The organism is Alteromonas sp. ABV4_150 (assembly GCF_056311745.1).
In genome coordinates this window covers 3,284,678-3,299,612 of the sequence record NZ_CM149971.1, presented here as the reverse complement: position 1 = coordinate 3,299,612, position 14,935 = coordinate 3,284,678, and the positions used below count along the sequence as shown (strand labels likewise).

Sequence of the window (14,935 nt, the reverse complement as noted above, 5' to 3'; positions counted from 1 at the left end):
TAAGGAGAATAATAATGCCGTGGCTAGATTGGATAAGTTTATTTGTACGTTGGTTTCACGTTGTGGCCGGTGTAGCTTGGATTGGTGCGTCGTTTTACTTCATTTGGCTAGACAACAACTTGCGAACGCCACCTAAGTGGAAACAAGACAAAGGTATCAAAGGCGATTTATGGGCCATTCATGGGGGTGGCTTCTACGAGGTCGCCAAATACGCCTACGGACCAGAGAAAATGCCCGAAACATTACATTGGTTCAAATGGGAAGCCTATACAACTTGGTTATCAGGCTTTGCCCTTTTGATTATTGTTTATTACTTCGGTGCCAGCGCTTACCTTATTGATCCATCTGTCAACGCCATGTCGCCAGCTACGGCAATATCGTTAGGTTTGGGGTTAATCTTTGGTGGGCTTGCCATATACGAATTCGCATGTCGTAGCCCATTGGCCAAATACCCTCTTGCTTTTGGTATTGGGTTAGTTGCTCTAGTGTGTGTGGTTAGCTATCTGTCTACCCAGTGGTTTAGCGGTCGTGGTGCCTATATTCACGTGGGAGCCCTTATTGGCACTATCATGGCAGGTAACGTGTTTTTCAATATTATGCCTAATCAGCGCAAAATGGTAGCTGCGGTAGCTGACAAGAAAGATATAGACCCTGCGTGGGGCGCAAGTGCCAAACTTCGCTCGGTGCACAATAACTACTTCACGCTACCCTTGCTGTTTATTATGATTTCAAATCACTACCCAATGACCTATCAGCATCCTCAAAATTGGCTGGTACTCATTGCCATAATGGCCGCTGCAGCGTGGATACGTCATTTCTTTAACCTGCGTCATGTGGGTACCACTAAACCAAGTATTTTAGTCTCTGGCGCTGTGGCCATGCTTGCAATCGCGCTATGGGTATCTTGGCCACAAGCATCTTCAATTCAACCGTTAAGTCATAATGACGCGCAACCTTCTTCAACCATGAGCGTAAAGCCATATAATCAATCTGATCTACGCGCGCCTGCAAGCGGGATAACAAACGAAGCATCGACCGAGGTTAGTAACGAAACCGTCGCGAGTTTGATTTCCACTCACTGTGTAAGCTGCCACTCGCGCACACCCACCGACGAGATTTTCAAAGTGGCGCCTTTGGGCGTAGTCTTAGACTCATGGGAGGATGTTGAGAGGTTCGCGCCACAAGTGGTTCGAAGAACCACTGTGACCAAAGACATGCCGTTTTTGAACAAAACAAAAATGACCGAAGAGGAAAGGCAAGTTATAGCGCGCTGGTTTGCACAGCAGTAGTAAAATACTATGAGCGATGTAGCAGCTTGGCTATATCGCTTTATTCCACTGGCTATTAATCGCTTCTACAACTTGCCCACTTTGCTTTTTTTCGTACATTACCTCATCTGCTCGGTCTAACCATTCCTGAACAGTATTGATACCCTCGTTCCACTGCACCCACCCAACGCTAAAGGTGATAGGTACGGCCTCATTACCATCAATATCAATCTCAAATTTACTGTTTTTTATCCTGTCGAAAAATACTGCGGTTTCTTTCTCATCTGTACCGTAAAGCAAAATGACAAATTCATCGCCACCGATACGGCCAAACCGGTCGCTATCTCGCAAAAGTGAGCTCATTCTATTAGAGAACTCAACTAACGCTTTATCGCCTATCTTGTGCCCATATTTATCATTAATTTCTTTAAACTTATCTAGGTCGACATAAACAAGGGTAGACACTGTTTGGATTCGCCCCATGCGAGAAATCTCGTCACTTAACTGACTAAAGATCTCTCTTCTATTGGCAAGCCCAGTGAGCGCATCAGTTTTTGAAAGATGCTCTAGCTTTGTGACTGCACTCATTAACGCTTGCTGTTGGTTTTTCTCTCGCGTTACATCGTCGGCGGTTCCTAAAATAAGCGACTGCTTCTCGGAGTTGTCATAAATCAAACTTCCACGATCATGAAGATACTTCACCTCTCCTTTTGCATCATAGATTCGATATTGAATATCCCAATTCTGCAGAGGACGTTGAGAAAAAAGTTTTAGAACACGGGCTTTATCATCGTCGTGAACGTGATCAATAAAGCCAACTGGATTACAATAAAGCTCATATTCGTTACGACCGAAAATCTTCTCATACCCGTCATTAACGTACTTTAGCTTAGTTAAATCAGGCGTTGCCACCCAGATAAAAGTTCTATCCGAAAATGCTCGTACGATTTTACTGAATAATGCGTCGACTTGAAAAAGCTCAGACTGAATACGCTTTTTCTCGTCAATATCTTCGACCACCGAAATAAAGTAGTCCGGATTGCCACGCCCATCTTTGACTAAAGAAACGGTTAGTTGCGCCCATACCTGTTCGCCGTCACGCCTTAGGTAGCGCTTTTCCAACGAGTAGTTTTCAATATCTCCTCTTAAAAGGCTTTCTAAGTAATCAAGATCCTCGTTCAGATAATCTGGTGCTGTTAATTCTTGAAAGGTGAGCTTAGTGAGCTGTTCATCTGAATACCCTAAAAAATCACACAGTCGTTTGTTCACACGGATGAAGCTTCCATCCACACTGACATGCGCAAGCCCTACTGGGCAAGCGTAAAAGGTTTTTTCAAACATAGGGCGTAGCCCCGCTAAATAATTGCATTCCTTCGCCTCAATCAAAGTGGCACTTATAATTAAGCACCAGATTTATCTATACTTTAGTATATAAGTATAGATTAGTATTTTTTCTTAGCTAAAAAAGTTGACTAAGAAAATGGCTTAGATAATCTTCAGTAGACTTATCATGAACACGGCTAGATACGTTGAATGGGACGGCAAGCCCCTTACCTGAAAAAAGGGACAAATTAGCGTTAAACGCTAACACAAGCTTTCTAATTTATTTATGTTAAGCGCTTTATCATCAGGAGTCAGTTGTGATCGAATTTTCAGTTATTATCTTTTCTCAGCCCAACCAACAAGAAGCGCTACTAAAATTACTAACCCCTCTGGTAGAGGCAAGCCGCAAAGAAAAAGGGGCTATAATGTATGACCTACATTCAAGCGAAGAGGGTGTGTTTGTTATTACGGAAAAATGGCAATCTCAAGCAACGCTTGATGCACATGAAGCCACCACACACTTTATAGTTTTCCAAGAGAAAGCGAGTGCTCTGATTGAGAAAGTACTTAGATTGCCGCTAGTATCAATCTAGATGTGAATTTTTACTATCAGTTCGCTTAGATGGTTACCCCCTCAGCAAAAGTAAAAACGTTCGCAATCGCGGCATGTTGCCATTGCAATAGTGGTTCCACATCAAGGTAATACAACAAAGAGTGAGAATATTTCAAAGGCAGTGAACAATTGCGTACACTGCCTTCATCGTTCCACCGGTATATTTCGGTTATTAATCGTTTGTATGATTTTCAGACCAGACTCTTAGCTGTTCGAGTATATCTAAGGCAGAACGGCCAAAATCCGTTAGGCTATAAGCAACGGCTATAGGGCGAGAGTCAATAACGTTGCGTAAAACCATACCGTTGTTTTCAAGCTCTTTTAAACGCTGATCTACCATCTTGCGGCTGGCGCCACCTAGCATTCTACATAAGTCGTTAAACCTAACTGGCTCATCTTTTAAATGATAAATAATGGAGCCTGTCCATTTACCACCTATCAAACGCATACCGCGCTCAATCGCGCAGGGCTCTGTACAAGTATTTAAAACGGTTTTTCTACCCTTAGCGTCTGTTTTTATTACACTTTCCATTAAATTCCCTAAAAAAGCCACCTAGTTACTAAAAGTATACTGATTGTTTGTTTGAACAAGGTAACTAAACTATACCACATAAACTATTTTGGCTGACAGTCGTACCACTCTTGTCAATTAGTCTACTTTATAAATAGAAGGTTCACAAAATGCTAAAACCCAAAGCATAAGACTAATACAGATAAACAATAATGTTGGGTAAAAAGTACAGGCAAAACAGACCGTTCAAACCAAGACTTACCTTGGCGAGAGCATTTAGACTCTAACTTCACGGTGATAATTACCATGATTGAATTTACATTAAATGGAAAAACAGTGCAGACGGATGCTGCCTCAGATACGCCCCTTGTTTGGGTGATTCGCGACGAATTTGGCTTAAAAGGTACAAAATTCGGATGTGGCGTAGCCATGTGCGGCGTATGTACCGTTCATATCGATGGCAATGCTATTCGTTCATGCTCTTACCCTGTTTCTCTTGTTAACGGAAAGAAGGTCAATACAATCGAAAGTTTAAACGGTGAGCATCCTTTGCAATCGGCTTGGGTGGAGGAGCAGGTACCACAGTGTGGTTACTGCCAGTCTGGTCAAATTATGCAGGCGGCGACATTACTGGACAGCAACCCTAACCCCAGTGATCAAGACATCGTTAACCACATGAATGGCAATTATTGTCGTTGTATGGCTTACACTAGAATAAAAAAAGCGATTAAACGCGCCGCAACTTCTACGGTTCAGCATTACGACCCTAAGGCTTCATCAGAAGGTGAAAACGCATGAGCATTAAAGACCTATCTAAAGAGAAAAAAGACACAATCAATTTGTCTCGTCGCTCATTTATGGCCGGTTCTGTTAAAACGTCGCTTTTCATGGCGTTTGGCGCTTCGGCAATTCCATCCATTCTGTCAGCTAAAGAAGCCATTGAAAATAAATCGTTTTCACCTAACGTCTGGTTTGAAATGGATACACACGGCCGTGTAACAGTGAATATTGCCAAGGCAGAAATGGGACAGCATGTTGGTACTGCTTTAGCGCGTATCTTAGCGGACGAACTAGAGTGTGAATGGGACAAAGTAGCAATTGTGCACGTAGATACCGACCCTAAGTGGGGTTACATGGTAACAGGTGGTTCATGGTCTGTTTTCCAAACCTACAAACCTATGTCACAAGCAGGTGCAGCTGGACGCCAAGTACTTCTTAACGCCGGTGCTAAGTTACTGGGCGTGCCGGTATCAGACTGTGAAGCTAACGCGGGTTTTGTAGTATCAGGCACCAAAAAAGTAAGCTACGGCGACATTGTTGCTAACGGCAATATTGATAAGGTTTATTCGGCGGACGAATTAGAAAGCTTACCGATTAAACCCGGGAACAAAAAACACCTCATTGGTTTGGGTAACGAATATAAAGCTTTGGATATTCCACCAAAAACCAACGGCACCGCAGTTTATGGTATTGATGTTGAAGTAGACAACATGCTGTATGCTCGCCCTATTCTTCCGCCAACGCGCTATGGCAGTAAAGTCACTGAGGTAGACGACAGTCAAGCGAAATCGCTCCCTGGATATAAAGGCTATAAGGTATTGAGTGACCCATCGGGTACGATAGAAGGCTGGGTTGCTGTACTGGCTTCTGATTACCCGACGGCAATTAAAGCCATCGATAAAGTGAAGGTTAGCTACAACGCAGGTAAGACGGTGAACGTTAACGAAGCTGACATTCAAAAAGAGGGCGAGCGAATCTGCCGCGATAGAAGTGAAGGCACATTATTTGTCGATGAAGGCAATATTTTAAATGCTGAAAAGCAGGCGGCTGAATCAATTGAAGCAATGTATACCACATCAACCGCTAGTCATTTTCAACTTGAACCAGTAAACGCGGTTGCTGAGTTTAAAGATGAAAAATGGCATATCCATACGGGTAACCAGTGGCAAGGACTTACGCTGCCTGCAGTAGCAAAGGCCGCAGAAGTCCCTGATTCTGACGTTGTTCTTCACCAATATTACCTTGGCGGAGGCTTTGGCCGCCGTTTGTTTGGTGACTGGATCATTCCAGCGGTGCTTACCGCGAAAGCGGCCGGACAACCGGTTAAAATGCTCTTTATGCGCCCTGACGATACCATGTTCGACCAACCTCGCTCGGCGTCAACGTCGTTGTTCAACGCCTATTTCGACGACTCTGGGAATTTCACTGGTATGGAGCACGCACTTGCTGCGGGCTGGCCAACGCTGGCAATGGCACCGAGCTTTATGCCTGACGGCGTAGATGGGAAAGGAAAGGTTGACCCGTTTTCAGCTTCAGGGGCAGACCATTGGTACACCATGCAGCATCATCAAGCCCGAGTGATAAACAACAAAGTGGCGCAGGATACCTTTACCCCTGGATGGCTTCGCTCAGTGGGTCAAGGTTGGATAGTGTGGGGATTAGAAAGCTTTATCGATGAAGTGGCACATAAAGCTAACCAAAACCCCGTGGACTTTAGGTTGTCTATGCTTGACGGCAAAGGTAAGCAAGCGGGCAAAGCGCCTGAAAGCGTTGGTGGTGCCACTCGTCTTGCTCACACGCTTAAAAAGCTCAAGGACAAGACAGCTAACGTTGAACTAGGTGAGAGCGAAGGTATTGGATTCAGTGTAACCGCAGGCCAAGAACGTACGATGCCTGCGTGGCTCGCTACCGCGGCACATGTTCACGTCGATAGAAATAGCGGAAAAATAACGCTTAAAAAATTATGGGTGGTCGCAGACGCAGGAATTATCGTTCACCCCGATGGCGCAATGGCCCAAATGGAAGGCGCGCTGCTTTGGGGAACCAGCCTTGCGTTATTTGAACACAACGAAATTAAAGACGGCTATGTGGCGAAGAAAAACTTAACGACATACCAACCTCTGAGAATGAATGACGTACCTGAGATGGACATTGAGTACATTGAAAGTAACGAATTTCCCGTTGGGTTAGGTGAGCCAGGCGTTATTGGGGTAGCTCCAGCCGTTGGTAATGCTGTGTACGATGCAGTGGGCGTTAGATTGCGGCACTTACCAATGCTGTCTAGCGATGTCAAAAAAGCGTTGAATGCTTAGGCTTTTAACATTAAGGCCGTGCTGTTTATATAGCATCGAGAAGGTAAATAAAAGAGTAAAGTAAAAAGTAACCCGCGGCTTCGCGGGTTTCTTTTTAAAAATAAGTAGTATGGGGTAGCTAATGCGTTGAGAATGTTAATCCCACTGCTAGAAATTATAATGTGCACTTAAGACAAAGGATTCTGAACCTGGATTTGTATCACCTAGCCCGCCGTTAGATATATGCCCGACTTCAGCCTCTAGCGAAAAGGTATCAGAGAGTTTGTATAAACCAGAAAGTGATGAGTAGAACTCGATGGTGTCACCTAGATTTTCAGACTCATCAACGATACCGGCATGAAAAGCGACGCGCACGGAAAAGTCATTGTATTTGTAAATGTCTTTTGCCAATCCAGCCGCGAAATAGTGTTGGCCTTGATCTGCGTTTACCAAGAGTACCGTTGGCCGGACTCCGTAGAACGATTCAACCGGTTTGTGGATATAGGCCACATGCAGAGCGTAACGGTCTGCATCATCGAACAGATTCCAAACAGCTGCTCCAGCTTTGAGTTCTGTGCCTTGAGGTAGAGCGTGGGTGGAAAGTGATGTAAAAGGTGAAAGTAAAGATAATGCAAGTGCGAGTGTTTTTACTGGTGTTTTCATGTTTATACTGTTCTAAGCAAAGGTTAAAAGGTTCGCTTTTTCAACGCTCTTTTTACGTCATTTTCAAAGCTATTTTGTTTGTAGGTACACAATGGTAATCAGGTTACTTTTTTCAACCTTGTAATAATTAGTAACCTTATAACTTTGCAGAAAAACACATTACGATTTGCTCTAAGCGTAAATATTGTATTAAGAATTAGACTAGTGCCTGCTGACCTTTGGGGTACGCTTAACGGCAACAAAAGCTAAATAATTTCAGAAACATTGGCTGTAAAACTGAGTAGAGATGTATGACAGACGAAACCTCCATTGAACGTGTTATAGAAAGCACCAAAAACAGTAAGAAAGTGCTGGTTTTGTTTGCTCATCCAGCACAAACGAGCTCTGAAGTGAATGTGCCCCTTTTTCATGAAGCCCAATTAAATAAGCACGTTACAGCTGTTGACCTTTACGCAGAGTATCCCGATTTCAATATTGATATTGAACGAGAGCAGCAGCGTCTAGTCGACCACGATGTCATTATTTTTCTGTTTCCTCTTTACTGGTATTCAACGCCTTCCATTTTAAAAGAGTGGCAAGATCTGGTGTTGGAATATGGGTTCGCCTACGGTCATGAAGGTACTGCGCTGAAAAATAAATTGTTCCTTTGTGCGTTAAGTGCAGGCGGCAAAGAAGAGGCCTATCAAACTGACGGTTTCAATCATTACACTATTAGGCAACTACTTCAGCCATTAGAGCAAATGGCCCAAATCACGCATATGACTTACATCGCCCCTTTTGCTCTATTTGGCTCTCGTACTGCGCAGGAAGAACACCGGGTGGCTCAGCACAAAGACAAGTGGGTAACTTTGCTGAAAAAGCTAACAACCAATACCCTCGATTTAGAAAAAGCAAAGCGTATCGAAAATCTCGCAGACCTTTGTACTTCTCAAGGAGATTAACGTGACTGGCTATTTCTTATATGCATTTATCTACTTGGTTGCCGCTGTCATCGCCGTGCCCATTGCAAAGCGCCTTGGATTGGGGTCTGTATTAGGCTATTTAATTGCTGGGCTTGTCATAGGACCGGTATTCGGCCTTGTTGGCGATGAGACCGTTGCCATTCAACATTTTGCTGAATTCGGCGTAGTCATGATGCTGTTTTTAGTTGGGCTAGAGCTTGAGCCCCGTTCGCTATGGGCAATGAAGTCAAAGCTTATGGGATTAGGCGGTTTGCAATTAGCATTAACTACCGCGCTTATCACTGGTGTCGCTCTGTTGCTTGAACAGCCTTTCAGCATTGCTCTTACCATTGGTCTTATATTCGCCCTTTCTTCAACCGCCATTGTTTTACAAACACTACAAGAAAAAGGCCTGCAGAAAACTGAAGGAGGCAAAAGTGCCTTTTCTGTTTTGCTGTTTCAAGATATTGCTGTTATTCCCATGCTTGCGCTTATTCCCTTACTTGCCATTCCCGAACTCGTTGCCGCAGGAGGTGAACATGGCGCAGCAGAATCACACGATAGCTTCAATTTAGTAGAAGGGCTTGCACCTTGGGCTTCTGGCTTGGTGATTATTAGCTCTATTGCCTTTCTCACTATTGGCGGACACTACTTAAGCCGCCCTTTATTTAAGTTTGTCGCCGCATCGGGTTTACGAGAAATATTTACGGCCACGGCGCTTATGTTAATTATCGGCATTGCCGCGTTGATGGGGCTAGTTGGGCTCTCTCCTGCCCTTGGTGCATTTTTAGCCGGCGTCGTTCTGGCTAACAGTGAATTCAGGCATGAACTTGAAGCCAATATCGAACCATTTAAAGGATTGTTGCTGGGCCTGTTTTTTATAACGGTAGGCGCTGGCATCAACTTTTCAGTACTTAGTGAGAGCCCGATGTTGATAGCAGGGCTAACTGTCGCGGTTATGCTGGTGAAAGCCGTTGTACTGTTTATCATCGCCTTAATTTTTAAAATAAAAGGCACCAATAAATGGTTGTTCACACTAAGCCTTGCCCAGGCGGGTGAATTTGGCTTTGTGCTACTCAGTTTTGCCTCGCAAAACTACGTGCTGCCCAGCGACATTATTTCTGTACTTTCTCTTGTTGTGGCTATTTCCATGTTCTTAACGCCAGGGCTTTTCATCCTATTCGACAAAGCCATTATTCCTCATTATAAGAATGCGAAATCACAGCGTAATGAAGATGTAATTGACGAGAAAGGTACCGTGGTTATTGCAGGAATTGGGCGCTTTGGGCAAATTATTAACCGTCTTTTAGTAGCCAACGATGTAAATACCGTTGTGCTCGATATTCGTTCTGAGCAAATAGATCTAATTAGGAGTATTGGCACCAAAGCTTATTTCGGTGATGCATCCAAACCTGACATTTTGCATACCGCTGGGGCACACGAAGCCTCTTTGTTGGTTATCGCCATTGACGACAGAGAAACAGCCGCAGAAATGGTAAAGTACGCAAAGCACTCATTCCCCAACACTAAAGTGCTTGCACGTGCCTTTGACCGTGGTCATGGATACCGCTTGCGCCAGCTGGGCGCAGATTATGTAGTATCTGAAACCTATCACAGTGCGCTAGAGATGGGCGCAGAAGCATTACGCTCACTCAATATTCACCCCTTCCAGGTTGAACGACAAAAGATGGCCTATAAAAATATTGAGACGCAACAAAACGATGTGCTTTATCACGCGTGGGTGGATGAAGCCAGTGGCGAACGGGTTGATAATAATTACCTTAAGCTCTTTATTGAACTGGAGTCACTAATCGAAGGTGCGCTTAAAGCAGATTTACACGACAAACATTCGAAAATGCGTGGTTGGACTCCGCCGCCTAAAGGGTACGCAGAAAAGCTTGCGCCCGATGAAAATCCAGATAAAGAAGACAAGTAATTAGCGCGTAACTTAGCGATAACTCTGTTGCACATTCGCACTACGGATCGAAGATGTTGACGTTAACTCGCTGGTTAGCACTTGAATTTGTGAACGAAAAATCTGATCGAAAATGACAAATAACGCTATAACCTTTAAGTACGTTAAAGTAAGCGTATATTAGATTTCTATACCATCCGCTCTAATGATGGTTAATAGGCGCGTAATACAAGATAACCCATTGCCAAAATGGGAACGAAAAGTGGTTTATTTGAATGGAGAGTTACCATGTTGTCTAAAAAGAGTCTCTTTAACAGTGTAGTCGTGCGCGCTGTGGTTGCATTTACCGCACTTGCTGGCCTAAGTGCGTGTGAAGACGCCCCTACTCCACCTAAAACTGTATCTTCAACACCGGTAACGCTTTATGAAGTTCAGCATTCAGACGAAACCATTGCTAAATTCCCAGGAAAAGTGGAAGCGGCTGAGTATTCAAACCTTTCTTTTCGTATAGGCGGTAAGCTTCAAGAACTTAACGTAAAAGCAGGCGAGGAAGTGAAAGAGAACCAGCTTATCGCACGGCTTGACGACCGAGATGCAAAAGCACAACTCGCCACCGCCCAGTCTCAGTTTGATGTATCCTCTGCTATGTTTGAACGTATGGAGGCTTCCGTTGAAAAAGGCGCGGTAAGTCGCTCTACTTTTGATGAAGCGAAAGCCAACTTTTTAGCGGCTAAAGCCAGTTTGACCAACGCACAGGACCAACTAAGCTATACAGAAGCTTCGTGCACCTTTTGCGGGGCTCATTGCATCTGTGCCCGTTGAAAACTATCAAGTCATTGTACCGCAGCAAACCATTGCCGAGCTTCACTTGCCAGGCGCTATTGACGTAACGTTTCAGTTGCCAGAGCAAAAAATGCGCATGATTGACCGCTCTAGAGCACGCGAAAACCGTACCTCTGAAATGGCATGGGTCACTTTTTCCGGTATGCCAGAAAAACGCTATGCTGCCATGTATAAGGATCACGAAAGCACTACGCGACAAGGTGAGCTTAGCTACGAGGTTACGATTACGCTGCCTGAGCCTGAAGACATTAATGTACTTTCAGGTATGAGCGCGACCGTATTACTTGATATGTCGAAACTTATTGAGTCTGACACGAAACTTTGGTTAGTCCCTTTTGGTGCAGTGGTTACAGACAACGCAGAGCCAGAAAAAGCGATTGTTTGGCGCTTCAAGCCTGATAGTGACGGTACTAAAAAAGGCACAGTCGAAGCGGTAGACGTGATGATCACACGCGGCATTTCTAATGGCTTACTTGTAGAGGGGCCTCTACAGGACGATGATAAAATTGTGGCTGCCGGTGCCCATTTAGTAAAAGAAGGCCAAGCAGTTACTGAGTGGACGAAAGAAGGAGGCCTGTAAATTATGGTCGAGTATTTTTTTCGTCAAAAAGTAATAAGCTGGATGGTTGCCATCATTTTAGGTGTGGGCGGCATCGTTACCTTTCTTGGCTTAGGTCAGCTAGAATTTCCCGAATTCACCATTAGAAATGCACTAGTCATAACCCAATACCCGGGCGCAACACCTGAACAAGTTGAAGAAGAAGTTACGCTCCAGCTTGAAAAAGCAATTCAGCGTATACCCAACGTAAAACGCGTAAGCTCAGTTAACATGTTGGGGTTATCACAAATTACGGTGGAGCTTAAAAGTAGTGTTCAGGCCAAGGACCTAGAACAATACTGGGATAACCTACGGCGTAAAGTGGGTGACGCACAGGCATCGCTGCCCCCCGGTACCAGCACCTCTATTGTAAATGACGATTTCGGCGATGTATTTGGGCTGCTGCTCACCCTTAAAAGTGAAGACTATTCGCTTAAGCAAATGGAAGATTTTGCTGATTTAATGCAGCGAGAAATTCAGCTTGTTGAGGGTGTTAAGAAAGTATCTATCGCCGGCACGGTAAGCGAACAAATTATTGTGTCTTTAGATCACGATAAAATGAAAGCCCTTAATGTGTCTGCAGAATCCATTGCTGGACTGCTAACTGCACAAAATGTTGTGGGCAACGCAGGGTCGATTAAAGTTCAGGGCAAGCGCCTATCCATTCAGCCTACAGGTGAATTTGATAACTTAGAGGCGTTAGGCCAAGTAGTCATTGGCTCACCGGCTAGCGGCCTTATTCGCTTAACAGATATCGCGACTATTGAGCGCAAGCTTAACGATACCCCTTCTATTCTTTATCACAGTTCTGGCACTCCAGCTCTTTCTGTTGGCGTGTCTTTCGCATCGGCGGTAAATGTGGTTGATGTAGGTAAGCGACTTAATACAAAAATTGCCGAGCTAGAGCAGCGTATGCCCCTTGGCATGAGCCTCAACACCGTTTACAACCAACCTACCGTGGTCGACGATTCTGTTACCGGCTTCTTGATTAACCTAGCTGAAGCCGTGGCCATTGTTATTTTCGTACTTCTGCTGTTTATGGGCTGGCGAAGTGGCGTGCTAATGGGGCTCATTCTTGTGCTCACCATTCTTGGCACCTTTATCTTAATGTCGGTAAAAGGTATTGAGCTGCAAAAAATATCGCTAGGTGCTCTTATCATTGCCCTTGGTATGCTAGTCGACAACGCCATCGTAGTAACCGAAGGCATGCTAATTGGCGTTAAAAAAGGGCAAACCAAACTTCAGGCAGCAAAAGACGTAGTAACGCAAAACGGTTTACCCCTTCTTGGCGCTACCGTAATTGCTATTACCGCCTTTGCGCCAATTGGCCTTTCGCCAGATGCCACTGGGGAATTCGTTGGATCTCTCTTCTGGGTACTGTGCTTCTCGCTTTTCTTAAGTTGGATCACCGCGCTAACCATTACACCCTTCTTTTTCGACCTGTTATTTAAAACTGAAAAAGAACGCGGCAATAGTGAGGAAGACGACGACCCTTACCAAGGCATTATTTTCACGGTATACAAACGTGTGCTTACTGCGGCGATTAACCATCGTTACGTGACCATAATGCTGGTGCTTGTTGCGCTTGTGGGTAGCATGGCGTCGGGTAAGTTTGTAAAAAACGCGTTTTTCCCAGATTCCTCCACACCGCTGTTTTTCGTAGATTTGTGGCTGCCCGAAGGAAGCGACATCTTAACCACCGAGCAGTCTATACGACGCTTAGAGAGCAAGGTTCTGAGCATGGAAGATATCGCCAATGTGACTAGTGTTATTGGCGGCGGTGCACAGCGCCTTACACTTACCTATGCGCCAGAAGACCGATACGCCAGTTATGGCCAACTTATTGTTGAAACTAACACGGTCGAGTCTCGTGATGCTCGCATGCGAGAAATTATCGAGCTGGTGCGGCAAGACTTCCCTAATGTGCAATACAAGGTAAAAGCACTGCAAGTAGGCCCTTCTGCAAAAGCGGCGATAGAAGCGAGAATTTACGGGCCAGATCCTGAAGTTTTACGAGAAATAAGCAGCGACATTGAAGCGATATTTCAAGCAGAGAAAACTATGGATAGCGTGCGTTTGTCGTGGAGTAATAAAGTGCCATTTGTTGAGCCAGTATTCTTGGAAGAACAAGCCAGGCGTATTGGTGTAACGCGAGATGCCGTTCACACCGCGTTTCTGCTTAACAACGAAGGGGAAACTGTTGGCCTTTACCGAGAAGGGAGCGATTTAATACCTATTGTCATGCGTAACGATCCAAACCAGCGCTATGACATTGATAATCTTGCCTCACTCAACGTATGGAGCCAAGAGCAAGGTAAATACATAAGCATGGCTGATGTTATCAGTAATGTGGATGTATCGCTTGATAACCCTATCATCAAACGCCGCAACCGGGTGCGTATGCTGGCGGTTTATGCTGAGCCCATGCCTTTATCCGGAGAAACGGCAGCGAGCGTGCAAGCGAAAGTTCGCCCTCTTGTAGAAGAGCTTAAATTGCCTGATGGCTATCGCATCGAATGGGGCGGCGAATACGAAACCTCAACCGATGCGCAAAGCGCCCTCTTCGCCAGCATGCCTATTGGTATATTGGGTATGTTCATTATCACCGTATTACTATTCGGACGATTGCGTCAGGCGTTAGCGATATGGGGCATAATACCACTTACTACCATCGGCATTATTGGTGGCTTGGTACTGGTTGGTGCACCTTTTACTTTTATGGCGCTGCTGGGCAGCTTAAGCCTTATCGGTATGGTGCTTAAAAACGGGATCGTATTAATGGAAGAAATAAACGTACAGGCAAAAGGTAATAGGGATGCGTTTGAAGCGGTTGTTACCGCATCAGTATCTCGTGTACGTCCCGTTTCAATGGCAGCCATCACTACCATATTGGGTATGATCCCGCTGTTTTCTGACGCGTTCTTTGCATCAATGGCGGTCGTAATTGTATTTGGTCTGACCGTCGCAACCGTGCTTACACTACTTATACTGCCTGTGTTGCACTGTACGTTCCACGGTATTAAAGCAGAGTAAAAAGCCTACAACCAAATTGTACGGAGAAAGCTGGCCCCTTTTTTAGGTTGCCAGCTTTTTTATGTTTGCGCTAATGCCTACAAAAGGTTACTGAACAGATGCCATTTTTGGCCTAAGTTTCTGCTGTTTAAACAAGCCATTTGAAAATTTGCCAGT

Annotated in this window: 12 protein-coding genes; 9 read left to right on the top strand and 3 right to left on the bottom strand. The window is 44.8% G+C overall.

The genetic code is table 11. The annotated features are described in order from the left end of the window. The first annotated feature begins 14 nt into the window (after positions 1-14). Positions 15-1,289, top strand: a complete 1,275-nt coding sequence (locus ACYX4M_RS14350; protein WP_476080611.1) for a urate hydroxylase PuuD — start codon at positions 15-17, stop codon at positions 1,287-1,289. A 30-nt stretch (positions 1,290-1,319) separates the two neighbouring features. Here ACYX4M_RS14350 and ACYX4M_RS14345 read toward each other — a convergent pair whose 3' ends face one another. Continuing rightward, on the bottom strand, positions 1,320-2,609 hold the full coding sequence (locus tag ACYX4M_RS14345; protein ID WP_476080610.1) for a diguanylate cyclase: 1,290 nt from the start codon (positions 2,607-2,609) through the stop codon (positions 1,320-1,322). A gap of 299 nt (positions 2,610-2,908) precedes the next feature. Between ACYX4M_RS14345 and ACYX4M_RS14340 the strand changes: the two genes are divergently transcribed. Continuing rightward, positions 2,909-3,184 (top strand): putative quinol monooxygenase, encoded by a 276-nt coding sequence (locus ACYX4M_RS14340; RefSeq protein ID WP_476080609.1) that lies wholly within the window; start codon positions 2,909-2,911, stop codon positions 3,182-3,184. A gap of 192 nt (positions 3,185-3,376) precedes the next feature. On the opposite strand, the gene ACYX4M_RS14335 is transcribed toward ACYX4M_RS14340, so the two are convergent. Then, positions 3,377-3,736 (bottom strand): winged helix-turn-helix transcriptional regulator, encoded by a 360-nt coding sequence (locus ACYX4M_RS14335; protein ID WP_334059282.1) that lies wholly within the window; start codon positions 3,734-3,736, stop codon positions 3,377-3,379. A 285-nt stretch (positions 3,737-4,021) separates the two neighbouring features. Here ACYX4M_RS14335 and ACYX4M_RS14330 point away from each other — a divergent pair, with 285 nt between their 5' ends. Then, complete coding sequence (locus ACYX4M_RS14330; protein ID WP_269916298.1) at positions 4,022-4,513, top strand: (2Fe-2S)-binding protein; 492 nt, start codon at positions 4,022-4,024, stop codon at positions 4,511-4,513. Next, positions 4,510-6,807: a xanthine dehydrogenase family protein molybdopterin-binding subunit gene (locus tag ACYX4M_RS14325; RefSeq protein WP_476080608.1), complete on the top strand. Its 2,298-nt coding sequence runs from the start codon at positions 4,510-4,512 to the stop codon at positions 6,805-6,807. Before ACYX4M_RS14330 ends, ACYX4M_RS14325 begins: the two co-directional genes overlap by 4 nt. 147 nt (positions 6,808-6,954) lie before the next feature. Here ACYX4M_RS14325 and ACYX4M_RS14320 read toward each other — a convergent pair whose 3' ends face one another. After that, positions 6,955-7,449, bottom strand: a complete 495-nt coding sequence (locus tag ACYX4M_RS14320) for an acyloxyacyl hydrolase (protein ID WP_476080607.1) — start codon at positions 7,447-7,449, stop codon at positions 6,955-6,957. Between the two features lie 290 nt (positions 7,450-7,739). Between ACYX4M_RS14320 and ACYX4M_RS14315 the strand changes: the two genes are divergently transcribed. From ACYX4M_RS14315 to ACYX4M_RS14295, 5 genes are all read left to right on the top strand, one after another. After that, complete coding sequence (locus ACYX4M_RS14315; RefSeq protein ID WP_476080606.1) at positions 7,740-8,390, top strand: NAD(P)H-dependent oxidoreductase; 651 nt, start codon at positions 7,740-7,742, stop codon at positions 8,388-8,390. Position 8,391: 1 nt separating this feature from the next. Then, positions 8,392-10,326 (top strand): monovalent cation:proton antiporter-2 (CPA2) family protein, encoded by a 1,935-nt coding sequence (locus ACYX4M_RS14310; RefSeq protein ID WP_476080605.1) that lies wholly within the window; start codon positions 8,392-8,394, stop codon positions 10,324-10,326. A gap of 267 nt (positions 10,327-10,593) precedes the next feature. After that, positions 10,594-11,127 (top strand): efflux RND transporter periplasmic adaptor subunit, encoded by a 534-nt coding sequence (locus ACYX4M_RS14305; RefSeq protein WP_476080604.1) that lies wholly within the window; start codon positions 10,594-10,596, stop codon positions 11,125-11,127. Beyond that, positions 11,117-11,728: an efflux RND transporter periplasmic adaptor subunit gene (locus ACYX4M_RS14300; protein ID WP_476080603.1), complete on the top strand. Its 612-nt coding sequence runs from the start codon at positions 11,117-11,119 to the stop codon at positions 11,726-11,728. The genes ACYX4M_RS14305 and ACYX4M_RS14300 overlap by 11 nt, the downstream gene beginning before the upstream one ends. Positions 11,729-11,731: 3 nt before the next feature. Then, positions 11,732-14,779 (top strand): efflux RND transporter permease subunit, encoded by a 3,048-nt coding sequence (locus tag ACYX4M_RS14295; RefSeq protein WP_476080602.1) that lies wholly within the window; start codon positions 11,732-11,734, stop codon positions 14,777-14,779. Positions 14,780-14,935 lie beyond the last annotated feature (156 nt).

Bases quoted from the DNA above. Each gene is read 5' to 3' on its own strand.
- ACYX4M_RS14350 (WP_476080611.1), top strand. From the start codon at position 15: ATGCCGTGGCTAGATTGGATAAGTTTATTTGTACGTTGGTTTCACGTT.
- ACYX4M_RS14345 (WP_476080610.1), bottom strand. From the start codon at position 2,609: ATGTTTGAAAAAACCTTTTACGCTTGCCCAGTAGGGCTTGCGCATGTC.
- ACYX4M_RS14335 (WP_334059282.1), bottom strand. From the start codon at position 3,736: ATGGAAAGTGTAATAAAAACAGACGCTAAGGGTAGAAAAACCGTTTTA.
- ACYX4M_RS14330 (WP_269916298.1), top strand. From the start codon at position 4,022: ATGATTGAATTTACATTAAATGGAAAAACAGTGCAGACGGATGCTGCC.
- ACYX4M_RS14325 (WP_476080608.1), top strand. From the start codon at position 4,510: ATGAGCATTAAAGACCTATCTAAAGAGAAAAAAGACACAATCAATTTG.
- ACYX4M_RS14320 (WP_476080607.1), bottom strand. From the start codon at position 7,449: ATGAAAACACCAGTAAAAACACTCGCACTTGCATTATCTTTACTTTCA.
- ACYX4M_RS14315 (WP_476080606.1), top strand. From the start codon at position 7,740: ATGACAGACGAAACCTCCATTGAACGTGTTATAGAAAGCACCAAAAAC.
- ACYX4M_RS14305 (WP_476080604.1), top strand. From the start codon at position 10,594: ATGTTGTCTAAAAAGAGTCTCTTTAACAGTGTAGTCGTGCGCGCTGTG.
- ACYX4M_RS14295 (WP_476080602.1), top strand. From the start codon at position 11,732: ATGGTCGAGTATTTTTTTCGTCAAAAAGTAATAAGCTGGATGGTTGCC.